The 22,663-nt window shown below is 71.4% G+C and carries 24 protein-coding genes; 12 read left to right on the plus strand and 12 right to left on the minus strand.

Going from position 1 to position 22,663, the window contains the following annotated elements; translation table 11 throughout:
- Positions 1 to 28: 28 nt before the first annotated feature.
- Positions 29 to 169, plus strand: coding sequence for an alpha/beta fold hydrolase (locus ACWDRB_RS12230; protein WP_449893210.1), 141 nt, complete (start codon positions 29 to 31; stop codon positions 167 to 169).
- 39 nt (positions 170 to 208) lie between these two features.
- On the opposite strand, the gene ACWDRB_RS12235 is transcribed toward ACWDRB_RS12230, so the two are convergent.
- On the minus strand, positions 209 to 1,027 hold the full coding sequence (locus tag ACWDRB_RS12235) for an NmrA family NAD(P)-binding protein (RefSeq protein ID WP_449893213.1): 819 nt from the start codon (positions 1,025 to 1,027) through the stop codon (positions 209 to 211).
- 173 nt (positions 1,028 to 1,200) lie between these two features.
- On the opposite strand from ACWDRB_RS12235, the gene ACWDRB_RS12240 reads away from it, so the two are divergent.
- The 4 genes from ACWDRB_RS12240 (at position 1,201) to ACWDRB_RS12255 (ending at position 5,918) form a co-directional block, all read left to right on the plus strand.
- Positions 1,201 to 2,055 carry a hypothetical protein gene (locus ACWDRB_RS12240; protein ID WP_449893216.1) on the plus strand — a complete coding sequence of 285 codons (855 nt, stop codon included), beginning with the start codon at positions 1,201 to 1,203 and terminating at the stop codon, positions 2,053 to 2,055.
- Positions 2,052 to 3,254 carry a S8 family serine peptidase gene (locus ACWDRB_RS12245; RefSeq protein ID WP_355197538.1) on the plus strand — a complete coding sequence of 401 codons (1,203 nt, stop codon included), beginning with the start codon at positions 2,052 to 2,054 and terminating at the stop codon, positions 3,252 to 3,254. The genes ACWDRB_RS12240 and ACWDRB_RS12245 overlap by 4 nt, the downstream gene beginning before the upstream one ends.
- A gap of 145 nt (positions 3,255 to 3,399) precedes the next feature.
- The gene (locus ACWDRB_RS12250) at positions 3,400 to 4,218 is read left to right on the plus strand and encodes an SDR family NAD(P)-dependent oxidoreductase (protein WP_449893218.1); all 819 of its coding nucleotides are present in this window, start codon (positions 3,400 to 3,402) and stop codon (positions 4,216 to 4,218) included.
- A gap of 44 nt (positions 4,219 to 4,262) precedes the next feature.
- A complete protein-coding gene (locus tag ACWDRB_RS12255; protein WP_449893221.1) occupies positions 4,263 to 5,918 on the plus strand; it encodes a TlrC/CarA/OleB/SrmB family ABC-F type ribosomal protection protein in 1,656 nt (551 codons plus the stop codon).
- Here ACWDRB_RS12255 and ACWDRB_RS12260 read toward each other — a convergent pair.
- The 3 genes from ACWDRB_RS12260 to ACWDRB_RS12270 all read right to left on the minus strand — a co-directional run bounded on the left by ACWDRB_RS12260 (position 5,893) and on the right by ACWDRB_RS12270 (position 9,434).
- Positions 5,893 to 6,351 carry a hypothetical protein gene (locus tag ACWDRB_RS12260; protein ID WP_449893223.1) on the minus strand — a complete coding sequence of 153 codons (459 nt, stop codon included), beginning with the start codon at positions 6,349 to 6,351 and terminating at the stop codon, positions 5,893 to 5,895. The two genes, ACWDRB_RS12255 and ACWDRB_RS12260, sit on opposite strands and share 26 nt — an antisense overlap.
- Before the next feature lie 27 nt (positions 6,352 to 6,378).
- On the minus strand, positions 6,379 to 7,737 hold the full coding sequence (locus ACWDRB_RS12265; protein ID WP_449893225.1) for a hypothetical protein: 1,359 nt from the start codon (positions 7,735 to 7,737) through the stop codon (positions 6,379 to 6,381).
- A gap of 140 nt (positions 7,738 to 7,877) precedes the next feature.
- Positions 7,878 to 9,434: a carbohydrate-binding protein gene (locus ACWDRB_RS12270; protein ID WP_363970573.1), complete on the minus strand. Its 1,557-nt coding sequence runs from the start codon at positions 9,432 to 9,434 to the stop codon at positions 7,878 to 7,880.
- A gap of 329 nt (positions 9,435 to 9,763) precedes the next feature.
- Here ACWDRB_RS12270 and ACWDRB_RS12275 point away from each other — a divergent pair, with 329 nt between their 5' ends.
- Positions 9,764 to 10,984 (plus strand): MFS transporter, encoded by a 1,221-nt coding sequence (locus tag ACWDRB_RS12275; RefSeq protein WP_449893227.1) that lies wholly within the window; start codon positions 9,764 to 9,766, stop codon positions 10,982 to 10,984.
- Between the two features lie 21 nt (positions 10,985 to 11,005).
- On the opposite strand, the gene ACWDRB_RS12280 is transcribed toward ACWDRB_RS12275, so the two are convergent.
- On the minus strand, positions 11,006 to 11,143 hold the full coding sequence (locus ACWDRB_RS12280; RefSeq protein WP_449893229.1) for a hypothetical protein: 138 nt from the start codon (positions 11,141 to 11,143) through the stop codon (positions 11,006 to 11,008).
- 65 nt (positions 11,144 to 11,208) lie between these two features.
- Between ACWDRB_RS12280 and ACWDRB_RS12285 the strand changes: the two genes are divergently transcribed.
- On the plus strand, positions 11,209 to 12,054 hold the full coding sequence (locus ACWDRB_RS12285; RefSeq protein WP_449893231.1) for an NAD(P)H-binding protein: 846 nt from the start codon (positions 11,209 to 11,211) through the stop codon (positions 12,052 to 12,054).
- A gap of 255 nt (positions 12,055 to 12,309) precedes the next feature.
- On the opposite strand, the gene ACWDRB_RS12290 is transcribed toward ACWDRB_RS12285, so the two are convergent.
- Complete coding sequence (locus ACWDRB_RS12290) at positions 12,310 to 12,930, minus strand: hypothetical protein (RefSeq protein ID WP_449893233.1); 621 nt, start codon at positions 12,928 to 12,930, stop codon at positions 12,310 to 12,312.
- 118 nt (positions 12,931 to 13,048) lie between these two features.
- Between ACWDRB_RS12290 and ACWDRB_RS12295 the strand changes: the two genes are divergently transcribed.
- Positions 13,049 to 13,831 carry a neutral zinc metallopeptidase gene (locus ACWDRB_RS12295; RefSeq protein ID WP_449893235.1) on the plus strand — a complete coding sequence of 261 codons (783 nt, stop codon included), beginning with the start codon at positions 13,049 to 13,051 and terminating at the stop codon, positions 13,829 to 13,831.
- Between the two features lie 57 nt (positions 13,832 to 13,888).
- Positions 13,889 to 14,848, plus strand: a complete 960-nt coding sequence (pip, locus tag ACWDRB_RS12300; RefSeq protein ID WP_449893237.1) for a prolyl aminopeptidase — start codon at positions 13,889 to 13,891, stop codon at positions 14,846 to 14,848.
- A gap of 268 nt (positions 14,849 to 15,116) precedes the next feature.
- On the opposite strand, the gene ACWDRB_RS12305 is transcribed toward pip, so the two are convergent.
- Positions 15,117 to 15,827 carry a TetR family transcriptional regulator gene (locus tag ACWDRB_RS12305; protein ID WP_363970587.1) on the minus strand — a complete coding sequence of 237 codons (711 nt, stop codon included), beginning with the start codon at positions 15,825 to 15,827 and terminating at the stop codon, positions 15,117 to 15,119.
- Between the two features lie 81 nt (positions 15,828 to 15,908).
- On the opposite strand from ACWDRB_RS12305, the gene ACWDRB_RS12310 reads away from it, so the two are divergent.
- Complete coding sequence (locus tag ACWDRB_RS12310; RefSeq protein WP_449893239.1) at positions 15,909 to 17,018, plus strand: FAD-dependent monooxygenase; 1,110 nt, start codon at positions 15,909 to 15,911, stop codon at positions 17,016 to 17,018.
- A gap of 7 nt (positions 17,019 to 17,025) precedes the next feature.
- On the opposite strand, the gene ACWDRB_RS12315 is transcribed toward ACWDRB_RS12310, so the two are convergent.
- Positions 17,026 to 17,826, minus strand: coding sequence for a maleylpyruvate isomerase family mycothiol-dependent enzyme (locus ACWDRB_RS12315; protein WP_449893241.1), 801 nt, complete (start codon positions 17,824 to 17,826; stop codon positions 17,026 to 17,028).
- A 5-nt stretch (positions 17,827 to 17,831) separates the two neighbouring features.
- On the minus strand, positions 17,832 to 19,022 hold the full coding sequence (locus ACWDRB_RS12320) for a Cmx/CmrA family chloramphenicol efflux MFS transporter (RefSeq protein ID WP_449893243.1): 1,191 nt from the start codon (positions 19,020 to 19,022) through the stop codon (positions 17,832 to 17,834).
- A gap of 271 nt (positions 19,023 to 19,293) precedes the next feature.
- Here ACWDRB_RS12320 and ACWDRB_RS12325 point away from each other — a divergent pair, with 271 nt between their 5' ends.
- Together ACWDRB_RS12325 and ACWDRB_RS12330 are read left to right on the plus strand one after the other, a co-directional pair.
- Entirely contained in the window at positions 19,294 to 19,881 is a 588-nt protein-coding gene (locus tag ACWDRB_RS12325; protein WP_449893245.1) for a TetR/AcrR family transcriptional regulator, read from the plus strand.
- Positions 19,878 to 20,525: a haloacid dehalogenase type II gene (locus tag ACWDRB_RS12330; RefSeq protein WP_449893247.1), complete on the plus strand. Its 648-nt coding sequence runs from the start codon at positions 19,878 to 19,880 to the stop codon at positions 20,523 to 20,525. Before ACWDRB_RS12325 ends, ACWDRB_RS12330 begins: the two co-directional genes overlap by 4 nt.
- Here the strand turns inward: ACWDRB_RS12330 and ACWDRB_RS12335 are convergent.
- The 3 genes from ACWDRB_RS12335 to ACWDRB_RS12345 are packed head-to-tail and all read right to left on the minus strand — an operon-like array spanning position 20,515 to position 22,606.
- On the minus strand, positions 20,515 to 20,994 hold the full coding sequence (locus ACWDRB_RS12335) for a VOC family protein (protein WP_449893249.1): 480 nt from the start codon (positions 20,992 to 20,994) through the stop codon (positions 20,515 to 20,517). The two genes, ACWDRB_RS12330 and ACWDRB_RS12335, sit on opposite strands and share 11 nt — an antisense overlap.
- Before the next feature lie 30 nt (positions 20,995 to 21,024).
- Complete coding sequence (locus ACWDRB_RS12340) at positions 21,025 to 21,816, minus strand: alpha/beta fold hydrolase (protein WP_449893251.1); 792 nt, start codon at positions 21,814 to 21,816, stop codon at positions 21,025 to 21,027.
- Between the two features lie 37 nt (positions 21,817 to 21,853).
- The gene (locus tag ACWDRB_RS12345) at positions 21,854 to 22,606 is read right to left on the minus strand and encodes a PIG-L deacetylase family protein (RefSeq protein WP_449893253.1); all 753 of its coding nucleotides are present in this window, start codon (positions 22,604 to 22,606) and stop codon (positions 21,854 to 21,856) included.
- Between the last annotated feature and the right edge of the window lie 57 nt (positions 22,607 to 22,663).

Raw genomic sequence — 22,663 nt, forward strand, 5'->3', positions numbered from 1 at the left:
TACATCCTTGACGTCAGTGTCAGGGCAAATGCGTGGCCGGCGCCGTGCTCAAGTGCTGCCGGACAAGGGCACCGACGTCGAGGTGGTGCTGGTGCCGGACAGCGGCCACTACATCCCCGAGGAGCAGCCCGAGATCGTCGTCGAGCACCTGACGCGATTCTTCAACTGAAGCCGCCCGGCGAGACCCCGCCCGATCTCGGCGGGCGGCCTAACGGCTGATCTTGAAACGTTCGGCGTGCTCTGCCACCCACTGCGCGAACGTACGCGCCGGACGGCCGATCACCCGTTCAACGGTGTCGTCCACGGTCGTGGCGGAATCGCTGGGGGTGGCGTACCAGCCGATGACATACTCGGCGTCCGCACGGGAGACGCCGGTGGCCATCAGCCTGTCGACGGCCTGTTCATGGGTGATGGGCATGAAGGCGATGTCGCTGTGGACGGCCCGGGACAGGCGAGAGATCCGCTCGCGCGGGGTCAGCGCCTCGGGACCGGTGAGGTTGTACGCGCGTCCCGCATGGCCGTCGTCGAGCAGTGCGACGGCCGCCACGGCCCCGATGTCGGCCTCGTGGACCAGCGCACTGGGAAAGTCGTACGGCTCCCGGACAATTCCCTCGGCCCGGATCGATCCGGCCCAGGTCAACGTGTTGGACATGAACTCCTGCGGCTCCAGACGCGTCCATTCCACGCCCGAGTCGGCCACGGCCTGCTCGACGGGTCCCACCCAGCCGCCCCACACCACGGTGATGCGCCGGACACCTGCGGCGACCGCCCGCCGGACCAACTCGGGACCGACCTCGGCGAGTCCCGTCGTCACCGTGATGTGCAATCGGCCGGCGCCGTTGAGGGCGGTGTCCAACGTCGCCGGTTCGTGGTGCGTGCCGGCCACCAGCTCCACCCCGGCCGGCAACGTCCCGGCCGCCGCGACCGGATCGCGGGTCAGCGCCCGAACGGGCTCTCCGCGGCGGAGCAGCTCCGTCACCACGTGGCGGCCGGTGTTCCCGGTGGCACCCGTGACAAGTGTCGTCACAGTCGAACTCCTTTCGTCCGTCGCCGACGACGCTAGAAGCTGAATCGCACTTGAGGTCAAGGAAGTCCGGGGAGGTGATCCGCCGAGCACCGATAGGGTCAGAACGCGCAAATCGATCAGAGGGGCTTAAACGGAACCTTGATCGGCCCGCTCGCACGACAGGAGAGACATTGATGTACCCCCCGTCCGGCTCCGGGCCGGGGTTCCATCCCCCTCAGCCGCCCCCCGGGCCTCCCCAGCCGTACCCGCCCGGCCCCTACCAGCAGCCGCCACCGCCGACCGGGCCGGTGCGGCCCCCGCGCAGCGCCTGGCGGGTCCTCGTGGGGCTGGTCGTCGCGGGCTTCGGTCTGCTGGCCGTGCTCGGCGGTGGCGCGCTCATCGCGCACGCCTACTCGAACAGCCGGCAGGTCATCCACAACTCGGCGTACTCCAAGGAGCTGTGGCGCAACGTGCCCGTCGAGAAGCTGTTACCGCCGCGGCTCGGCCGGGAGCACCCCGACAAGGGCTACTCCTCCCCGAACGACGAGCGCGGCTGGACCAGGGCCGCGATCTCCTCCGACACCTCCTGCCGAACGGCGCTCTCCGGCGAGCTGGCCCGGGTCGCCACTGAGCGGGGCTGCGTCGCGGCCGTGCGCGCCACGTACGTGGACGACACCGGAGGGACGGCCGCCACCGTGGCCCTGGTCGCCTTCCGCGAGTCGCAGCCCCGTGTCGACCTGGAGGGCATCGTGCGTGAGGCGCAGCGGAAGCCGGACCACGCGGTGCGCGCGCTCGCCGCGCCAGGCACCCAGTGGAAGGACTCCGCGCGCACCGGGAACGGCGGAAGGACCGTTGGGGACGTGCCCATGTTCGTGGCGGTCACCACGGGGCCGGCGGACGGCCGCAGGCCCGGACGGCTGCCCGAACCGTGGGGCAGGAGGGAGTACCCGCAGCGGGAGGACCGTGAGGCGTGGGCGTACACCGCGCAAGGGCTCGCGGAGAGCCTGGCCACCCGGCTGTACGCGGAGGCTCGGAAGGTGGGGGCATGATTCGCAGGCTGACCTGTGCGGCCGTCATGGTCGCCGGACTGGTCGCGGCCACCGCCGCGCCGGCCGTGGCCGAGGCGCCGCGGGGCTGGGAACAGCAGATCATGAAGGTGCCGGCCGCGCAGCGGCTCGGACAGGGCAAGGGGATCACCGTCGCGGTCCTGGACACCGGGGTCGTGAAGAACCATCCGGAGTTCCGCGGACGGGTGACGAACGGCCCCGACTTCATCGGCGGCGGCGCGAAGCCCGGGCAGTCGTACTGGGGCGCGCACGGCACCGCCATGGCCTCCAGCGTGCTGCGGGTCGCCCCGCAGGCCCGCGTGCTCTCGGTACGGGTGATCTGGGACCGGGAGGACCCGGCGCGCAAGCGCGCGGAGTCCGCCGCCAAGTCCGGCGGCACCGCCGCCGACAAGGAGAGCATCAAGGCGGCCACCGCGCTGGCCAAGGGCATCCGGTACGCCGTCGACAAGGGCGCCCGCGTGATCTCCATGTCCCTCGGCACCGACGAGTGGGGCCTCGGCAGCGGTTACGACGAGACGACGGCCGCGGCCGTCGACTACGCCCTCGGCAAGGGGGCCATCCTGCTGGCCAGCGCGGGCAACGGCGGATCCACCGACCCGCTGGAGGTCGACGCGAACAACGTCGTCTCCTACCCGGCCGCCTACCCGGGAGTGATCGCGGTGGCGGCGATGGGGCCGGGCGGCGCGCGGGCGGACTTCTCCCAGGTGCACACGTACAACACGATCACCGCACCCGGCGTGGACATCTACGCCGCAGACAACCGCGGCGGCTACCGGGCGGGGGACGGCACCTCACCGGCCTGCGCGCTCGCGGCGGGCACCGCGGCGCTGATGCTGTCCCGCAATCCCGATCTGACGCCCCGGCAGGTACGCGACATCCTGGTGCGGACCGCCAGGAAGCCGCCGTCCGGCTACAACGTGTTCCTCGGCTTCGGGCTGATCGACGCGGCGGCGGCGGTGCGGGCGGCGGGCGCCGCCAAGGACACGAAGATCGAAGCGGCCCCGTACAAGGGGAAGGAGTACCTCGGTGGCGGGCCGGTCGCCGCGCCGACCACCAACCCGCCGATCGACATGACCTACGTCGTCGTGGGCGGCGCGGCCGCCGGTGTGGGGCTCCTGTTCCTGCTGGTCGCGGTGCTGCTGATGCGCCGGCCCCGCGCACGCCCGGTGCCCGGCGCCTGACCTGGCGAACCCGGTGACGGTGCGGGCAGCCGCATGCCGCCACTGCGAGACGAGACGGTCCGTCTTGACGTAGAAGCGGAGTCCCTGTATACCTTGTCATCACGAGACGGACCGTATCGTCTCATGATGGTGAGGAGTCCGTGTGATGACTGCCCGAGTCTGGTTCATCACCGGCGCGTCGAGGGGCCTGGGCAGGGCCTTCGCCGAGGCGGCGCTCGCCGCCAGAGACCGCGTCGTGGCCGCCGCCCGCGACCTCGGCCCCCTCGCCGACCTCGCCGCCGCCCACCCCGACAGCCTCGTACGGCTGACGCTGGACGTCCGCGACCGCGCGGCCGTCCAGAAGGTCGTGGACGAGGCCGCGGCGGCGTTCGGCCGGCTCGACGTCGTGGTCAACAACGCCGGCACGCTGCTGTTCGGCATGGTGGAGGAGGCCACCGAGGAGCAGATCCGCGCCCAGTTCGACGTCAACTTCTTCGGTGCGATCTGGGTGGCCCAGGCCGTGGTGCCGCACCTGCGGGCGCAGGGGTCCGGCCACATCCTGCAGGTCACCTCGATGGGGTCCGGCGGCGGGTTCGCGTCCGTCGGGTTCTACGCGGCGAGCAAGTCCGCGCTCGACTCGGTGAGCCAGGCGCTGGCGATGGAGGTGGCGCCGTTCGGGATCAAGGTGACGATCGTGCAGCCGGGCGGGTACGGCACGGACCTGTTCACGCGGGGCACCACGCTCGCGGAGCGGCGCCCGGAGAACGAGCCGCTGCACGCCCAGCTGGCCGAGATGTGGGGCGAGGACGCCGGTCCCGACCCGAGCACCGCGGCGCCGGTGATCATGGAGCTGGTCGAGCTGGCGGAGCCGCCGCCGCGGCTGATCGTCGGCGGCGCCTCGTACGACATCGTCCAGCAGATGGAGCGGGCCCGCACGGAGGAGTACCGGGCCTGGGAGCACCTCAGCCGCAAGGCGCCGGGCTGACCACCCCACCCCGTTTGTTCATCCTCGAAAAGGAGGCATGCCTTTTGCGTACCGCCGCCCAACTCGCACTCACCGAAATCACCAAGCGTTACGGCACCCGCGTCGTCCTGGACCGGGTGTCGCTCACCGTCAGACCCGGCGAGCGGATCGGAGTGATCGGCGACAACGGGTCAGGCAAGTCCACCCTGCTCAGGCTCATGGCGAACGCCGAGCGGCCGGACAACGGCGAGCTCCTGGCCGTCGCACCCGGCGGCGTCGGACACCTGCCGCAGTCACTCGCGCTGCCGCCGCACGCGACGGTGGCCGACGCCGTCGATCTGGCGCTGGCCGATCTGCGAGAGCTCGAGGCCCGGATGCGGGCGGCCGAACGGTCGCTCGAAGAGGCGGACACGGAGGCGGACACGGAGGCGTACGCGGGGCTCGTGGCGCAGTTCGAGGCACGGGGCGGCTACGAGGCCGACGTCCGGGTGGAGATCGCGCTGCACGGGCTCGGGCTGCCCGGGCTCGACCGGAGCCGCCCGCTGGGCACGCTCTCCGGCGGCGAACGCGCCAGGCTCGCTCTGGCCGCCACGCTGGCGTCCGCTCCCGAGCTGCTGCTGCTCGACGAGCCGACCAACGACCTGGACGACCAGGCCGTGGCCTGGCTCGAACAGCGCCTGCGCGCTCACCGGGGCACGGTGGTGGCGATCACGCACGACCGGATGTTCCTGGAGCGGGTGACCACCGCCATCCTGGAGGTCGCCGACGGGCAGGTGCGCCGCTACGGCGACGGCTACGCCGGGTACCTCGTCGCCAAGGCCGCCGAACGCGCCGCGCAGGCGCGGGCCCACGAGGAGTGGAAGACGGAGCTGGATCGGCATGCCACGCTGGTGGCGGCCAACGCGGGCCGGCTGGCCGGGATCCCGCGCAAGGTCGCCAAGGCGGGCATGGGCACCGGCGCCTGGCGGGCGCGCTCGCGTACGCACGGGGCCGCCGGGCGCATCCGGCAGTCCCAGCAGCGGCTACGGTGGCTCGCCGAGCACCCGGCGCCGCCGCTTCCCGAGCCGCTGCGCTTCACCGCCACCTTCGCCACCGCGGGGACCGCTTCCGAAGCCGAGGTGGCCGCGCTCGACGGCGTGGTGGTGGCGGGCCGGCTTCGCCTCGACTCCCTGGCCGTCGGCGCCGGTGAGCGGCTGCTCGTCACCGGCCCGAACGGGGCGGGCAAGACCACGCTGATGCGAGTGCTCGCCGGGGAGCTGCGTCCGGACGCGGGAGAGGTACGGCGGGCCGGCCGGGTCGGGTTCTTCCGGCAGGACGAGGGGGACCTCGGCCGGGTCGGGCCGGCGGACCGGACGGTGTTGCGGGCCTACGCGGACGGGCGTCCCGGAAGCCTGGACGAGCACGCGGACGCGCTGCTCGCCCTGGGGCTCTTCCGGCCGTCGGACCTCGGGCTGCGCCTGGGGGAGCTCTCCTACGGGCAACGGCGCCGGATCGAGCTCGCCCGGCTGGTGAGCGAGCCCGTGGACCTGCTCCTGCTCGACGAGCCGACCAACCACCTGTCGCCGACGCTCGTGGAGCAGTTGGAGGAGGCGCTGGCCGCCTACCGGGGCGCGCTGGTGGTCGTGACGCACGATCGGCGCCTGCGGGCCGCGTTCACCGGCTCCCACCTGGAACTGGGCGCGGCGGATCGCGTGGTCAGCGCCGGAACGAGCCGGCGTTGAACACCATCACCTTGCCGCCCGGAGGGCAGAGCCTCGCGTCGCCCAGCCGGCCGTCCCCCGCCGGCCACTCGTCACCTCCGGCGTCGACCGTGTCACCGTCCATGACGCGGCCGAAGCCGGGGACGTCCACGCCCCGCCGCCCGCCGTCCTTCACGGGGCTCGTGCCGGCCGGCCAGATCGGCGTGAACACGGCCTCCTTCCCGCCCCTCGTGGCGGAGACGGTCAGGCACCGGCCCGCGGCCTGGTACCTCAGGGTGCCGCCGGCCTTCATGTCGGCGCCGTAGGTGAGGGTGTGGACGACGATCGAGGGGTCGTCGCCCGTGACGGCGAACCGGTCGGGACCGGGTGTGGTCGCCCCCGTGCCGCCACCGCCGGTGCAGGCGGTGGCGGCCGTCAGGAGCGTCACGGCCAGCGCCACGGCGGCCCGGCTCATGCTGCCTCCTCCTTCACGCCGTGTCCGTCAGCGGTGCCAGACGTCGTAGCCGCGGTTCTGGTACAGGTACGCGGGCGTGAACGCCGACTTCCCGCTGATCAGGCCGAAGTGGATGCCGTACGCGGTCCCGGCGTAGTACCAGGGTCCGCCGGAGTCGCCTGCCTCGCTGATGTTCTTGTCCATGACCACCATGTGCTTCATGCCCCCGGCGGAGACGTCGCGGCGGGCGACCTTGGCGCAGCTCCCGCCGCTGGTGATGCCGAAATGGCAGATACGCGTGCCTATGGAGGGCATGGCCGAACGGTCGTCGGCGTACCTCGTCTTGTTCCAGTCGTGGTAGAACGTGCGGCCCGCGGTCTTGGAGCCGACGGTGTAGTAGGAGAGGTCGCCCCAGTCGCCGACCGCCCACCAGACGCGCTTCACCGTGGTCGAGCCGCCGTGGGTGCTGTGGTTGGAGTACGTGCGGGTGGGGTAGTTCTGCGCGCAGTGGCCGGCGGTCCCGTGGCGCTTGGTGTTGCTGTGGATGTACTTCAGGTTGAAGCCCGAGGTGCAGTTGCTGAGTGAGCCGCCGCCCCGCATGTACTTGTCCTGCGGCTGCGACACCTTGTCGACCAGGGTGACCTGGGCCTGGATCCCGGCCTCCGACGCCTGCCGGGGCAGCAGGCCCTGGGCGGTGAGAGGCGCGCTCGACTGCGCCTCCACGATGACGGTCCCGGTGCGTACGTCGTAGGAGGTGGTGGCGTCCTGCACGGCGGGGTTGGCCAGGACGGTCGCGTGGGTGGCCGTGCCGGCGGCGGACAGCTCCTGCTCGGAGAAGCCGCGGTCGCCGACCAGGTCGACGCGTACGGGGAGGGTTCTGGCGAGCTCGACCGCCTTGGCCGGAACCTCTCCCTTGAAGCCGAACCAGGCGCTGTCGTCGTACTTGACCGCTCCGGCGAACTCGGCGGGGAAGCCGGTCTCGAGTTCAGCGGCCACCTTCTCGAACTGCGGCTGCCAGGAGATCGCGTCGATCGCGGCGGCCAGCCCGATGCCCTCGGCGGCGGCGATGCGCGTGAGGTCCTCGATTTCGCCCGCGTGCAGGTCGTCCACCATGACGTCAGGGGTGTCCACGGGACCGTCGGGCTGGGCGGCGGCCGAGAAGGCCTGCTTGGCGGCGGTGGCGCTGATGTAGTCCTTGACGGCCTGCTCCAGGGGGACTCCGTCCTGGGCGGCCCGCTGCTTGATGGCCTCCAGCGTGGGGCGGGCCGGCTTGGGCTGCTCCTGGGCGGTCAAGGTGACGCCGGTCGCGCCGGGCTCGGCGGACGCGGCCCCGGCAGGTAAGCCGACGAGCGCGAAGGCGAGCACGGCACCGGCGCCGATATGGCGGGCATGGGAGAACGAGGGCATGCGCAAGCTCCTGCACTGTCGTCGAAGGAACGGAATGCATGCCCACGATACACAATTCTAGAGCGCGTGCTCCATTATTTTCGGCTGAACGCCGGGAGTGGGGCGAGTACGGTGGCGTACTCGCCCCCTCTGTCACGGCGTCACCCGAAGGTCACGACGAGGCGGCCGTCCGAGGCGAAGGACCAGCGCAGGGCGCCGCTGTAGGACGAGCACCGGGACCCGTTCGAGCCGGACCAGAACTGGTTCGAACTGTCGGAGTTGCCGACGATCCGGTCGTTGGTGCCGCTGCCGCTGCGGCACGAGGTGTTGTTGCGGAACACCGAGGTGCCGGCGTCGAACGAGTAGTTGCGCTCGGTGTTGTCGATGCTGACGTTGTCCGACACCGTCATCGTGCCGGGGTTGCGGTTGTAGGTGAAGCCGTGCTTGCCGTTGCGGTACGCGATGCTGCGCCGGATGGTGTGGTTGACCGCGATGTCCTCGCCGCCGAGCTTGTAGCCGTTGCGGTCACCGTTGCCGGCCTGGCTGCCGTCGCTGAGCGTGCCGTTGTTGTACGACAGGGAGTCCTCGATGGTCACCGGGCCGATGGCGCCCGTGTCCGTCTTGGTGTAGAGGTCCCAGCCGTCGTCGATGTTGTTGCGGGACACGCAGTAGCGGAAGACGTTGCCGGAGCCGACGGTGAGCTTCGCGGCGAAGCCGTCGGCGTCCTCGCCGTCGGAGTCGGCGTTGTCGTGCGACAACGCGCTCAGGATGAGGTTGTTGGACGGCCACTGGTCGCGGGGCGTGTCGGAGGCGATCCGCGAGAGCTGCAGCCCCGTGTCCCGGTTGAACCGCGTCTCCGTGCGCTCGAAGATGTTGTTGCTGCCGCCGACGAAGATGCCGTTGTCGCCGGCACGCTCGACGACGATGCCGTAGATGTGCCAGTACGACCCGTTCACGGCGAGTCCGCGGTTGGCCGGGTCCTCGCTCTGAGCGGAGAAGTTCAGGATCGGGGTCTCGCCCGGGTAGGCGGACAGTTTCTTGCGGGCGCTCGAGGTGCCGTTGTTGCCCGCCGCGATGGTGACCGTCTGGGAGAAGTTGTAGGTCCCGCCGCGTGCGTAGATCGTCCCGCCGGCCGTGATGCGGGTGATCGCCGAGGTGAGGGTCGTCGGGTCCGACTGCGTTCCGGTCGCGCCGTCCCTGCCGTTCGGCGCCACGTAGAGCGTGCTGCCCGTCGGCGGGGTCGTGCCGCCCGCGTCGACGTCGATGTAGTCGAGGTTGGCCAGGCCGTTCGAGGTGGTCGGGTTGAACTGGATGGTGTTGCTGCCCGCCCGCACCGACACGGTGAGCGTCTTGGTGACCCAGGTGTCCCACGTGCCGGTGCCCTCGTACGAGACGTTCTGGACCGTCGACCCGTTGACGATCAGGTCGGCGGGGCGGGCGGTCGTGGTCCCGTTCGCGAACCGCACGCTCAGCGTCGCCGTCCCGGCCGCGCCGGCGTTGACGGTGAACTGGGCGGAGGCGCCGGTGGCGTTGTTGCCGTTGCAGAATCCGCTGCCGGAGTAGCCGGACCAGTTGCTGTCGATGGTGCCGGTGCAGACCGCGGGCGAGGTCTCCGCCTCGTACCGCGTCGGCGCGGCCTGTGCGGCGGTCGGTGACAGTGCGACGAACGCGCCGGCTAACAGGCCGGCGCACGTGAGGATGGCTTTCAGGCGCATCATCGTTCTCCAAGGTGTCGGGTACGGAGGCGCGGGCGAAACGTCGCCACAGTAGGAAAGCGCTTTCCCCGGCGTCAATGCGCCACTGCAAACGCGTCAACCCCGAAACCATCGCCGCTGGCCAGGGATTTACCGCGGGCTCCACCGCCGGTGAAACTTTCATTCAGCCCGCGAGCGTGCCAGCAGGCAGGCGCCCGAGATGCGAGGCCCTGCGGCAGGAACAGGCGCTACCATGCTGCCATGCAGCACCTTTGTGCCTGACCAGCGGATGCGCCGACGACGTCATCCCTTTCCGGTCCTTCTCCGGAAGGACGCACCGCTGGAGTCACCGAGTGTTCCCTGCATGGCGCCGATCTTCCGGCGACCTCTTCACACTGCTGCGCGGCAACGCCGATTTCCGACGCCTCATCGGCGCCTGCGCGCTGAGCCTGACCGGCGACTGGTTCGCCTTCGTCGCATTGAGCGGTTTCGTCTACCACAGCACCGGCTCGCCGGGGTGGACGGCGCTGCTGTTCGCGATCAACTCCCTTCCCGGAGTGCTGCTGTTCCCGTTGATCGGCCCGCTCACCGACCGGTTCGACCGGCGACGCCTTCGGATCCTCTGCGACCTGGGCTCGGTGGTCCCGGTGGGCGGGCTGCTGGTCGCCTTCCACACCGGCTCGGTACCGCTGGCCCTGGGATGCCTGGCCGTCCTGTCGGTGCTCGCCGCGGTGGCCGGTCCCATCCCCGAGGCCGCGCTGCCCAACCTCGTCACCGGCCGAGACCTCTCACTGGCCCAGACCGTGCTCGGCAGCCTGTACTCGGCCGGCCTGCTCGTCGGAGCCGGCCTGGGAGGCCTGGTCACCGCCGCCTGGGGAACCTCGGCGACGCTCCTCCTCGACGGCGCCTCGTTCATCGTCTCCGCGCTGCTCGTCGCGCGGATCGAGCGGCCCTTCTCCAGCGCCGTGTCGACGCGCCGGATCCGGATACGCGCTGACACCGCCGAACTCTGGCAATTCCTGCGAACCACCCCCATCGCCGCGGCCCTGCTGTGGCTGACCGCGGGGCTGCGTCTCTGCTACGGAATGGTCGGACTCCTGCCCGTCTACGCCCTCGATCGCTTCCACGTCGGCGACGCGGGAGTCGGCGCCCTGTACCTGGCGCAGGGCCTCGGCGCCGTGCTCGGCCCCTTCGCGGGCAGGCGGCTCGCCGGCGGCTCGACGCGTCGGCGGCTGTACGTGGCGGCGGCGGCCCTGGCCCTCTTCGGCCTCGGATACCTGGTCCTCGCCCACGTCTCCGGACTCGGCCCGGGAATGGCCGCGGCGTTCGTCGGCCACCTCGGGGTGGGCGCGTGCGCGATCCTCGCCCTCAACGGCCTGCAACTGGCGACGCCTGACCATGTACGGGGACGCGTGATGGTGCTGGTGTTCAGCCTCTCGGCGGCGTTCCAAGGCGTGTCGACGCTCGCGGTCGCGCCCATGACCGCGGCCATCGGCATGGCCGACACCACCCGTCTCCTCGGGCTCCTGGCCGTCGCGTACGCGATCGTCTGGGCGGCACGCGTCCGGCGCTGACACCGGCGCGGCCGGTCCTGCTCAGGGCTGGGAGCCGGGTGGCAGGGCGAAGGGATCTTCGGGGAGGAAGCAGCCGTAGTCCTGCAACGGCATCGGATCCTCGAGCACGATCCGCTGGAGCTCGCCCGCCGGCGACAGGCCGTCCGGACGGTCCGGCACGCGCCGGCCCGGCCGCAGCCCGCCGCGGCCGGAATATCGCCGTCCGCGCCCGGGCTGACCCGGTCATGACCGAGATTCTGGTGACCGGGGCGACCGGGAACGTGGGCCGGCAGGTGGTGGCCGGGCTGGTGTCCGCCGGTGGTTCCGTGCGGGCGTTGGTGAGGGACGCGCGGGCGGCGCGGCTTCCAGGGGGAGTGGCGGCCGTGGAGGGGGACCTGGGTGTGCCCGGCACGCTGGAGCGGGCGCTGGCGGGTGTGGAGACGGTGTTCCTGGTCTGGCCCTTCCTCACCGCCGACGGCGCCTCCGCCGTCCTGGAGGTGATCAAGAGCCGGGCCCGCCGGGTCGTCTACCTCTCGTCGTCGGGGGTGGACGACGGGGCGCAGCGGCAGGGTGACCCGATCAACCAGCTGCACGCCGACATGGAGGGCCTGATCGAGAGGTCCGGGCTGCGGTGGACGATCCTGCGGTCGAACACCATCGCCTCCAACACCCGGGGATGGGCGGCGCAGATCCGTGCCACCGGTGCCGTACGCGGGCCGGAGATCGCCGCCACCGCGGTGATCGACCCGCGCGATGTCGCGGAGGTGGCGGTACGGGTGCTGGCCGGCGACGGGCACGACGGCGCGACGTACGTGCTGACCGGGCCGCAGGTGGTGGGCCGGGCCGAGCAGGTGCGCGCGATCGGGGAGGCCATCGGGCGCCCGCTGCGGTTCGAGAAGGTGGCCGTACAGGCCGCGCGTGCGCAGATGCTCGCGGACGGGAGGCCGCCGGCCCTGGTGGAGGCCCTGCTGGCCAGCGCGGAGGCGCGGCCGCGGTCGGAGCTGATCACCTCGACGGTGGAGGAGATCACGGGGGCGCCGGCGCGTACGTTCGGGCGATGGGCCGCCGATCACGCGGACGAATTCCGCTGATCGCAGGCCGCTTCAGCGGCACCCGCTGTACGCCGCGCGTGTCGGCGTACAGCATCGTGAACTCCCAGGAACGCGTCCACGGGGGACGGCTCGGCATCGGTGTGCGCCGGCAGAGGAAATGGTGTCCTCCTGCCAGGCGCATTCGGTTCACGCGATGCCGAGTCCGTCCGTCTTCGGTTGAGCCGGTGCGGGGTGCTCGCTGTCCATGTCGAAGTCCCTTCGCCCCGTCCCTCTGACGATGAGGCCAGAGGCGCGTCAGTTGCCGAGGATCTGGTTGACCAGCGACGAGACCCCGGTGGTGTCCAGGAGCGTCACGGGCTGCTCCACCGTGAGATCGCCCGGCGACTCGAACGTCCAGGTCCCGGTGGCCGGGGACCAGGTCGGGAACCAGCTGGTCGGGGACCAGGTGGTCGGGGACCAGGTGCTCGTCGTGGCGCAGGGCACCGCGCCCAGCCAGAGCGAGTCGACGACCTGCGTGAGTCCCAGGGCGGCCAGCAGCGACGAGGACGACGTGCTCGTCGTCGTCGTGCACGGCGCCGCGGGTGCGGGGCCGAGCAGCCCGTCGACCAGGCCGACGACGCCACCGGCCTTGTACGTGGGGATGCTCTGGCTGCACGTCGTCGTTCGGTTGACCCAGGTCAGGCCGTCGACGGGGCTCGGACGCCCGGACCACGGCGGCCCCAGCGGCGACTCGTTGAAGACCGATTCGGCCAGGGCCTGGAAGTCCTCGGTCCAGGACGACTGCCCGTTGTAGCTGACGACGTTGTTGTTGCCGCACAGGACCGTGTCCACGGCCCCCTCTTCTGCGGCGGCCGGCCCGGCGGCCAGCAGCAGGCCGGAAGTCGCGGCGAATGCGGCAATGGCGTGCTTGTACATGGTGCTCCCTGCGGATGGTAATCCGGTTATCCGCAGAGATCATTACCCTTAGTGGTGGTTGAATTACTTCATAGTTGTATCTAGCCCTCTTTACCGGGAGGTCCTATTCTCACGACTCGTGAAACTTCTCATGTTCGCGGCGCTTACGGGCGCCCTCATGATGCCCTTAGCGGGTACCGCTACCGCCCAGGCAGCTGCATACCCCGTCAAATCCTCCCAACTAACCGCCAATCCGCTCTATGAGGCAGGCGCACTGCCGACGACCACCTGTGCGGAGCCGTCGCTCAAGCCGAACAATCGCAAGCAGGCCCGCGCCTACCTCGACGCGGTCATCGCCTGCCTGGAAACCACCTGGGAACAGCACCTCACGAACGCCGGCCTGACCTACAGGCCGGTCAAGGTGCGGCACATGGACCGGATTCCGAAGAAGTGGTGCGGCTATGACATCGAGAAACTGAATTCCCAGGCCTGGTACTGCGACCGCACCGAGACACTGGTCTTCCAGCTCGGCAAGGACTGGCTCGACGAAGCCGACGACCTCTGGCTGTTCGAGACGGCGGCCTCCATGTACGGCTACCACGTGCAGAAATTGGTCGGAATCGCCAAGGCCTACGACAAATTGCCCTATGACAAAAAGACGGAGCTGTATGAGCAGCAGCGCCGCGTGAGTCTCCAGAACGAATGCTTCGCCGCCGCCTTCATCAAGAGCGTCTGGCCGATCGAGGGCAGGAACCTGAGCGACTGGAACGCGCTCGTCAATTTCCGGTGGAGCGAGGACCCCGCCGAGGTGCGTGAGTTCGGCAGCCGGGCCGCGGTGCGCCACTGGCTCAAGCGCGGCTTCACCGCCGGCGACCCCGGCTCGTGCAACACCTGGTCGGCCCCCTCGTCCAAGGTCGCCTGACGGTACGGCCGCGGTGGTCCACCGGGTCCACCGCGGCCGTCTCGATACGATCGTTCCATGTATCCCCCCATCGAGCCGTACGATCACGGCCTGCTCGACACCGGTGACGGCAACCTCGTCTACTGGGAGGTCTGCGGCAACCCGGAGGGGAAGCCCGCGCTCGTCGTCCACGGCGGCCCCGGATCGGGGTGCAAGACGGGGGTGCGCCGGCTCTTCGACCCGGAGCGCTACCGGATCGTCCTGTTCGACCAGCGAAACTGCGGCCGCAGCCGCCCGCACGCCAGTGACCCGTCCGTCGACCTGAGCACCAACACGACCCACCACCTCGTCGCCGACATGGAGCGGCTGCGCGAGCACCTCGGCATCGACAGGTGGCTGCTCTACGGCGGCTCGTGGGGCTCGACGCTGATGCTGGCCTACGCCGAGGCCCATCCGGCGCGGGTGTCGGAGATGGTCATCGTGGCCGTCACGACCACGCGCCGCTCCGAGATCGACTGGCTCTACCGCGGCGTCGGGCGGTTCTTCCCGGAGGAGTGGGAGCGCTTCAGGCGGGGCGTCCCCGAGGCCGACGGCGACGGTGACACCTTCGCGCTGCTGGCGGCGTACTCGCGGCTCCTGGCCGACCCCGATCCCGAGGTCCGCGCGAAGGCGGCCGAAGACTGGGTCACCTGGGAGGACGCGGTGATCTCCATGGAGCCCAACGGCAAGCCCAACGCCTACAGCGACCGCCCGGCCGAGGCGGTGATGGCGCTCGTCCGGATCTGCTCCCACTACTTCTCCAACGCCGCCTGGCTGGAGGAGGGCGTGCTGCTGAGGGAGGCGGGGCGGCTGGCCGGGATCCCCGGCGTGCTGATCCACGGCCGTCTCGATCTGGGCGGCCCGCTGGAGACGGCCTGGGAGCTGGCGAAGGCCTGGCCGGACGCCAAGCTGGTCGTCGTGGACGACTCCGGGCACACCGGCAGCGGCACGCTCTCCAAGGAGTTGTCCGCCGCGCTCGACGGCTTCGCCGGGCGGTAAGGGGGCGGGACCCGCGGCTCGCGATCGTCTGGGGCGTTAGGACGGCGCCAGTGGTGACCATCGCCTCGCCGTCGGTCGATTCCGTACGGGTGAGCCGCGGGTCCGCAGGGGACAGCGCGCTGACAACCGCGTGCCCACTCGCTGACCTGCAGCAACAGTAGCTTCGCCGACTGTCCGGACACCACCGAATTAAACGCCCGTGCGCGGAGGATTCCCCCGCCGGCCACCCTTGCGCTGTCTCGAAAACGTCTCACATAGTGTCTCAATATTATGCGGACAGGTGGCGGTAGAGGGTGGCGCGGGAGACGCCGAGGGCTCGGGCGATCTCGGCGGCGGTGTGCCGGCCCGAGGCGTGCATGCGCCTGGCCCGCTCGATGGCCTCCGGCGTCATCGCCCCCGGCCTGCCGCGCCGGCGCGCCTCCTGCGCCGGAGGCTCGGGACGGTCCTCCAGCAGGCGTTCCACCCCGGACAGCACGGCCGGGCGGAGCATCTCCGCCGGCAGGTCGGCGAACATCACGACGGGGTCGCTGAGCATGCCGAACGCCTGCGCCGCCCGGATGCGGTCCACGTGGTCGGCGAGCGGGCCGGCGATGAGGTGCTGGGCCAGGTAGGCGGCGTCTCGAAAACGGTCGAAGACCGACCCCTCCGCGGCCAGCGCGAGGTCGCGCATCTGCAGCCTCAGCAGGTCGCGGTGCGTCAGCCAGACGTCGAGCAGGCCCTCGATCACCGCCCACCGCTTCTGTCGCTCGTCGCTCCCCGGCGCGCGGTTGGCCGCGTCGATCGCCGCCTCCATGTCGGCCAGCAGCGGCTCGGCCAGGGCCGCGATGATCTCCTTCTTGCTGGGGAAGTGGTAGAGGACCGCTGTCTTGGTCAGCTCGAGCCGCTCGGCGATCTCGCGGATCGAGGTGGCGTGATAGCCCTGCGCGGCGAACAGGTCCTGCGCCACCTGGAGGATCCGCGAGCGGGTGTCGTCCGTCACGCCGCCGATTCTAGACCTTGTCTGACCGTTGGTCGGGAGCCTATAGTCCTGAACTGACCAACGGTCAGGAGAGGCGGAGGCATGACTGAGGTTCTGGTGGTCGGGGCGAGCATCGCCGGGCAGACGCTGGCGTACTGGCTGGCCCGGCACGGGATGCGGGCCACGCTGGTCGAGCGGGCGCCGCGGCTGCGCACGGGTGGCAACGGGGTGGACCTGCGGGACGAGGCGACCGAGGTGGCCGAGCGGATGGGGATCATGCCGCGGGTCAGGGCCGCGGCGGCGGACGTGCGGGGCATGAAGTTCGTCGACGCGGCGGACCGGGCCGTGGCCCGCGTGAACATGAGCAGGAACGGCGAGACCGAGATCATGCGGGGTGATCTGGTGGCGCTGCTGCACGAGGTGACCGGGCCGGAGGTGGAGTACGTCTTGGGCGACTCCGTCCGGTCGATGGAGGAGGACGGCGGCGGCGTGACGGTGTCGTTCGAGTCAGGCGCGACGCGGCGGTTCGACCTGGTCGTCGGGGCCGACGGGCTGCACTCTTCGGTACGGCGGCTGGCCTTCGGGCCCGAGGAGGGGGCCCTGCGGCACATGGGGCACTACTTCGCGTTCGCGAACGCCGACTCCGCGCTGGGGGAGGACCGGTGGGTGACGATGTACAACCTTCCGGGCAAGATGGCGGGGCTCTACCGGTCGGGCAACCACGCCCAGGCGAAGGCGTACTTCATCTTCAGGTCGGAGCCGCTGGCCTATGACCATCGCGACGTCGAGCAGCACAGGAGGCTGCTGAAGGAGGCGTTCGGCGGCGAGACGTCCTGGCGGGTGCGCGAACTGCTCGACGGGGCCCTCGCCGACCCCGACTTCTACTTCGATGCGCTGAGCCAGGTGCGCCTGCCCTCGTGGTCGTCGGGGCGGGTGGCGCTCGTGGGGGACGCCGCCTACTGCGCCTCCCCGGCGTCGGGAGCCGGGGCGGAGCTGGCCGTCGTGGGGGCGTACCGGCTGGCCGAGGAGCTCGCGGGCACCTCCGACCACCGGGTCGCCTTCCGGCGGTACGAGGAGGGGCACCGCGAGCTGGTCAAGCGCAAGCAGCAGATCGGGCCGAACGTCCGCATGATGGTGCCGAAGACCCACCTGGGCATGTGGGCGCGCAACGGGCTGGTCCTGGGGATGGGCCTCGTCGCCCGAAGCTCGTAGGAGGGGGTCACACGGGAGGCACCAGGACGAAGTAGCGATCGAGCCTGCTCCTGTCGCCACGCACGTCGAGGCCGTCGGCCGGGATGCGGTTCCAGAGGAACAGCATGAGGTCCGACGCGCTCCCGGCCAGCTCGACGTCGAAATCGCCGCCGTCCGCCCCGGAGGACAGCCGTACGTCCGGGCCGTCGAAGTGGACCGCCCAGTCGCCCTCGCCGTCCGTGCGACGGAAGCGGAAGCGCTCGCCCGCTCCGGCGGGCGCCTGCGTCCACTCCCGCCGGGCGGGGATCATGACCTCGAACGTCTGCGTGACCGCGTCGGCCGCCACGTCCTCGTGGATCGGGCGCGGGACGCCAAGGGTGGTCTCGGCGTCCCAGCGGTGCACGGCGGCCTCGATGGTCTGCACCCGCACCCAGAACCCGACGGTCTGCTCCTTCGACCACGTCCACGCCGGATCGCCGGCGTCGCGCTCGTCGAACAGCGCCGCCAGCCGGGCCGCCCCTTCCTCGAACCAGTCGAGCACCCCGTCCGGGATCGGCCCGAGGTTGGGCGCGTGCTGCGGATCGGGCCACCCCGTGAGGTCCTGCGGCAGCCCGGCGAAGGACAGGTCGGAGCCGTCCGGCGGCCCGTCCCGCCGGTCGTCGATGATGCTGAACACGCCCCGGTGCACGGAGCCCAGGTGGATCAGCAGATCGGCGACCGACCAGCCGGGACAGGACGGCACCGGCGGCGCGGCGCCGGTCTCCGCCGCCTGCCGGGCGGCGTCCTGGAATGCTCGGACCTCTCGGCGAAAGCGCGAAGCGGGTTCCATTCCCCTCACTGTGCCTCAGCCGGCTGGTCCCGCTCCACCGACTTCGCCGATGACGGCCGCTCGACGGCGTGGGCGACGGCGGCGGTGACCAGGGCGGCGGCCACCAGCAGGGCGCTCACCCAGAGCGGCGAGCGCAGCCCGAGCCCGGCCCCGATGGTCAGGCCGCCCAGCCACGGGCCGAGCGTCGCGCCCACGTTGAGCGCCGCCGTGGCGAACCCGCCGGCCAGGGTGGGCGCGCCGGTGGCCGCGTACAGCACCTGCGAGATCAGCGTGGAGCCCACGGCGAACGAGAGCGTCCCCTGGACGAAGACGAGCACGACCGCGGGCACCGGCGCGCCGGCCGTCAGCGCGAAGAGGGCCCACCCGGCGGCCAGCGCCGGCCCGCAGATCACCAGGAGGCGGATCGGCCGCCGGTCGGCCACCCGCCCGCTGACGGTCACTCCCACGAACGAGCCCAGCCCGAACAGGGCCAGCATCAGGGGCATCCAGGAGGACCCGATCCCGGTGTCCCCGGTGAGCAGGGGCGCGAGGTAGGTGAACGTGCAGAAGGTGCCGCCGTTCACCAGACCGCCCAGCACGAGGAAGACCAGCAGCCGCGGCCGGCGCAGCGCCCGCAGCTCCCCGCGGGCCCGCGGACCGGCCGGGCCGGGGGCGCCGGACGGCACGGACTTGAGCACCGCGACGATGGCCGGGACCAGCGCGACGGCCACCGCCCAGAACGCCGAGCGCCACCCCCACACCTCGCCCAGCAGCGCTCCGCCCGGCACGCCCGCGACGCAGGCGATGGTGACGCCGCCGAGGAGCACGGAGGTGGCGCGCCCCTTGGCGTCGGGAGGCGCGAGCGCGACGGCGGTCGCCATGGCCACCGCCAGGAACCCGGCGTTGGCCAGCGCCGCGATCACCCGCGTGCCGAGCAGCACGCCGTAGCTGGTGGTGAGCGCGCCCACCACGTGCACGACCAGGAACGTGACCAGGAAGGCCAGCAGCGCGAACCGCCGGGACCAGCGCAGGCTGAGCACCGCCATGAGCGGCGCCCCCACCACCATCCCGACGGCGAAGGCCGAGGTGAGCAGCCCTGCGGCGGGGATGGACACCCGCAGGTCCCGCGCGATGCCCGGGATGAGCCCGGACAGCATGAACTCGGACGTCCCCTGGGCGAAAACCGCCAGTCCGAGCAGGTAGACAGCGAAAGGCATGAGAGAACTCCGCGACCGTATCGAGGATCGACAAGGAAGCGGGCAGGCCGGAGGAAGGTCCTGCCCCGCTGGGGAATCGGCCGCATCACGAAGAACCGCACGGCTCGCGGGGAGCCCGGCGTCAGCGCGAGACAGCCACCGGATGACCGGTGGCTAGCGTCTTGACGCTTCGGGGCTGGACATGACGGCGAACGTAGCAAGGTCGCGGAGACCTACGCAAATGATTTGCTATCTTGGACCAGTCGTTCCAAGATAGGCCGCGGAGGTGCCGATGCCGGACGTGAAGCATTTCGATCCCGACGCGGTGCTGGAGCAGGTGGAGCGCCTGTTCTGGCAGCGCGGCGCCGCCACGGGCATCGCGGAGGTGATCGCGGCGACCGGCCTCAGCCGCTCCAGCCTGTACGCGACCTACGGCGGCAAGCAGGACCTGTACGTGCGGGCGCTGCGCCGCTACGTCGAGCAACGCTCGCAGCCGATGTTCCAGACCCTGGCCGACGACGGGCGCGGCCTGCCCGCCGTCGAGGCGTTCTTCGACCGCCTGATCCGGATCAGGTGCGCGGGCGAGCACGCGCGCTGGGGCTGCATGGCGACCAACGCCAACGCCGAAGGCGCGGACCCGGCCGTGCGCCAGGTGCTGGACCAGCACCACGACGGGCTCCGCGCGACGATGCGCGCGGCCCTGGAGGCGGCCAGGGCCCAGGGGCAGCTCGCCGACGGCCTCGACCTCGACGCGACCGCGGAGTCCCTGACCCTGCTGGCCTACGGGGTGAACCTCCGCTCGCGCGCCGGCGCGGACCCGGCAGCCCTGCGCAGGGGCGCGTCCGCCGCACTCGACTCTCTCAGAAGGGACCGGTCATGAAACCGCAGGTAGTGATCTTCGATGTGAACGAGACGCTGACCGACATGGAGCCGATGCGGGGCAGGTTCGAGGAGGTGGGGCTGTCCGGCGAGCAGATGGGGATGTGGTTCGCGAGCGTGCTGCGCGACGGGTTCGCGCTCACGGCGGCGGGCGGTTTCGCCGAGTTCGGCCGGATCGCCGACGACGTGCTCAGGGAGATGGGGGCCGGGGACGAGGCGGTGCGCCACGTGCTGAGGGGGTTCGCCGAGCTGCGGGTGCATCCCGACGTCCCCGAAGGCATGCGACTGCTGCGCGAGGGCGGCATCCGCCTGTTCACCATGACGAACGGGGCGGCGGCCATGACCGAGGGGATCCTGCGCCGCGAAGGGCTGTCGGACCTGGTGGAGGCCACGCTGGACGTGAGCGGCCCCCGCGCGTGGAAGCCCGCCCGCGCGGCCTACGAGTACGCGGCCGGCCAGGCCGGCGTCCGGCCCGACCAGGCGGTCCTGGTCGCGGTGCATCCGTGGGACATCGACGGGGCCCAGCGGGCCGGGCTGTCAGGGGCCTGGTTGGAGCGGCGCGGCACGCCGTACCCGAGCGTGATGAGCGCCCCGCGCCTGTCGGCCCCCGACCTGGTCTCGCTGGCGAGGCTTGTCACTGCCTAGGGAAGAAGTCCGCGCCCTGGACGTACTCCATCGCCTTCGTGAAGACGGGGTCGGTCATGCGGCGCTCCATCTCCTCGGGAGAGAGCTCCTCGACGCGCGCCTGGATCCACCACAGGTTGCCGAACGGGTCACGCACCCGCCCGACCCGGTCGCCCCAGAACAGGTGGGTGATCTCCGTCACCGACGTCCCGCCCGCCTCGACGGCCCGGCGGTAGATGGCGTCGGCGTCGGCGTCGGGGACGTACAGGCGCAGGAAGGCAGGCGTGGGCGGCCAGCCGGGAGCCGAGTCGAACATCATCACCACGGCGTCCCCGATCCGCACCTCCGCGTGCCCGATGCGCCCCTCGTCGTCGGTCACCCGGGACAGCTCGACGGCGTCGAACGCGGCCGTGAGGTAGTCGATGAGGCCCGCGGTGTCGGGCCCGATGATCCACGGCGTGACGGTGGTGTATCCCTCAGGAATGTTCATGCCCGCAGGCTATTCAGGAAGTAGGCCAGATCATGTCCTACTTGCGTTCGCGAGCAGGAAATCCAGCACCAGAGGGCTCGCGACCTCCCTGAACTCCTCGAAGTACGCGTGCCGCGCCCCCTCGATCATCCGCAGCTCCGCCCCGGGGATGCGGCCGGCCAGCAGCGGGGCGTTGGCCGCCGGGTTGAACACGTCGTCGGTGCCGTGCACCACCAGCGTGGGCGCGGCGATGGAGGGCAGCGCGGCCCAGCTGTCGTGCCCGGCGCTGGCTGCCAGGTGGCGGCGGCGCGCGTACGCGGGCATGGCCGGGTCGCCGACCGTGTGGTGGGGGCCCGGGTGGGTGGCCAGCCAGGCGGGCGTGTACATGAGCTCCAGCAGCGCCCGCTCGGCGGCCGCCCGGTCCGGCTGGGCCAGCGACCTGCGCACGTCGTTGTCCCGCTCGAGCCCGTGGACGCCGCCCGGCGAGCTGCAGCCGAGCACCAGCGACCCGACCCGCTCGGGATGGTCGGCCGCCAGCCACTGGGCCACCCGCCCGCCCATCGACGTCCCGTAGACGTGCGCCTTCTCCACGTCGAGCTCGTCGAGGACGGCCAGCACGTCGGCGGCGAACCCGCGGGTGGTGTACGGCTCGTCGGGTTTGTCGCTGCCGCCCGTGCCGCGGTAGTCGAAGGTGACGGTGCGGAACTCCTGCTCGAAGTCCGGGCGTACGGGATCCCACCAGCGGTGCTCGTTGGCCTGTCCCTGGAGGAGGACGAGGGGTCGCCCGCCGCCGCGGACCTGGTAGGACAGCTTGACGCCGTCCACGGCTGTCGCAAATGGCATGTCTGGCATCGTAGGGGGCCGGTGAGCGGGTGCGGGTCTAGCCTGTTTTCGCCTCGACGTACCATTCGCGGCCGAGCAGCAGGCCGAAGACGGGCGCCGGGAGCCGCACGAGCACTCTCGCGACGGCGGCCCCCCGGCCGCCGCCGCTGATCTGGGAGTGGTGGGCGGCCAGCGCCCGCTGCTTCTGCCCGGCGTAGCGGCGCACGTCGATCCTGTGGGTGATGGCCTTGCCGGGGCTGTACGCCTTCGCCAGCTCGCGTTCGTCGTAGCGGAGCGGGATCCGGAGCAGGTGGATCAGGCGTACCAGCCGGACGGCGGCATCGCGCGGGACCGTGGCCTCCAGCACGCGGGGCACCCCGGCCAGCTCGGCGGCCCGCTTGCCGACCTCGTGCACCTTGACGTGGTCGCGGTGGCCGTACCCGCCGTTGGGGTCGTAGCTGAGCAGGAGGTCCACCTTCTCCTCGCGCAGGATCGCGGCGAGCCTGGCCGCGGCCTCCTCCGTGCTCGCGCGCACGAACCGCATCCGGTCCGGCGGGTCGGGATACAGGTCCTTGCCGTGCCCGCTGTCGGCGTAGCCCAGGTGCTCGACGCGCGCCACGCCCAGCTCGGCGGTGGCGGCGCGCAGCTCGTTCATCCTGGTCGTGCCGCCCTCCGCGACGGACTTCATGACGCCGTCGGTCGCGACCACGACGATCACGCGGTGGCCCTCGGCGGCGGCGCGGGCGAGCGTGCCGCCGGTCAGGAGCACTTCGTCGTCCGGATGCGCGTGAAAAGCCAGGAGTGTCGCCATAGCCGGTCACCCTATATTCCATTGACGGAGTGAGTACTCACTCCGTAACGTGAAAGC

Source organism: Nonomuraea sp. NPDC003707 (genome assembly GCF_053587055.1).

Excerpts from the sequence above, each read along its gene's own strand:
- ACWDRB_RS12345 (WP_449893253.1), bottom strand. The coding sequence starts at position 22,606 with ATGGCGACACTCCTGGCTTTTCACGCGCATCCGGACGACGAAGTGCTC.
- ACWDRB_RS12260 (WP_449893223.1), bottom strand. The coding sequence starts at position 6,351 with ATGAGCCGGGCCGCCGTGGCGCTGGCCGTGACGCTCCTGACGGCCGCC.
- ACWDRB_RS12240 (WP_449893216.1), top strand. The coding sequence starts at position 1,201 with ATGTACCCCCCGTCCGGCTCCGGGCCGGGGTTCCATCCCCCTCAGCCG.
- ACWDRB_RS12270 (WP_363970573.1), bottom strand. The coding sequence starts at position 9,434 with ATGATGCGCCTGAAAGCCATCCTCACGTGCGCCGGCCTGTTAGCCGGC.
- ACWDRB_RS12330 (WP_449893247.1), top strand. The coding sequence starts at position 19,878 with ATGAAACCGCAGGTAGTGATCTTCGATGTGAACGAGACGCTGACCGAC.
- pip (WP_449893237.1), top strand. The coding sequence starts at position 13,889 with ATGTATCCCCCCATCGAGCCGTACGATCACGGCCTGCTCGACACCGGT.
- ACWDRB_RS12340 (WP_449893251.1), bottom strand. The coding sequence starts at position 21,816 with ATGCCATTTGCGACAGCCGTGGACGGCGTCAAGCTGTCCTACCAGGTC.
- ACWDRB_RS12290 (WP_449893233.1), bottom strand. The coding sequence starts at position 12,930 with ATGTACAAGCACGCCATTGCCGCATTCGCCGCGACTTCCGGCCTGCTG.
- ACWDRB_RS12335 (WP_449893249.1), bottom strand. The coding sequence starts at position 20,994 with ATGAACATTCCTGAGGGATACACCACCGTCACGCCGTGGATCATCGGG.
- ACWDRB_RS12250 (WP_449893218.1), top strand. The coding sequence starts at position 3,400 with ATGACTGCCCGAGTCTGGTTCATCACCGGCGCGTCGAGGGGCCTGGGC.
- ACWDRB_RS12310 (WP_449893239.1), top strand. The coding sequence starts at position 15,909 with ATGACTGAGGTTCTGGTGGTCGGGGCGAGCATCGCCGGGCAGACGCTG.
- ACWDRB_RS12265 (WP_449893225.1), bottom strand. The coding sequence starts at position 7,737 with ATGCCCTCGTTCTCCCATGCCCGCCATATCGGCGCCGGTGCCGTGCTC.
- ACWDRB_RS12315 (WP_449893241.1), bottom strand. The coding sequence starts at position 17,826 with ATGGAACCCGCTTCGCGCTTTCGCCGAGAGGTCCGAGCATTCCAGGAC.
- ACWDRB_RS12230 (WP_449893210.1), top strand. The coding sequence starts at position 29 with ATGCGTGGCCGGCGCCGTGCTCAAGTGCTGCCGGACAAGGGCACCGAC.
- ACWDRB_RS12245 (WP_355197538.1), top strand. The coding sequence starts at position 2,052 with ATGATTCGCAGGCTGACCTGTGCGGCCGTCATGGTCGCCGGACTGGTC.
- ACWDRB_RS12320 (WP_449893243.1), bottom strand. The coding sequence starts at position 19,022 with ATGCCTTTCGCTGTCTACCTGCTCGGACTGGCGGTTTTCGCCCAGGGG.
- ACWDRB_RS12285 (WP_449893231.1), top strand. The coding sequence starts at position 11,209 with ATGACCGAGATTCTGGTGACCGGGGCGACCGGGAACGTGGGCCGGCAG.
- ACWDRB_RS12325 (WP_449893245.1), top strand. The coding sequence starts at position 19,294 with ATGCCGGACGTGAAGCATTTCGATCCCGACGCGGTGCTGGAGCAGGTG.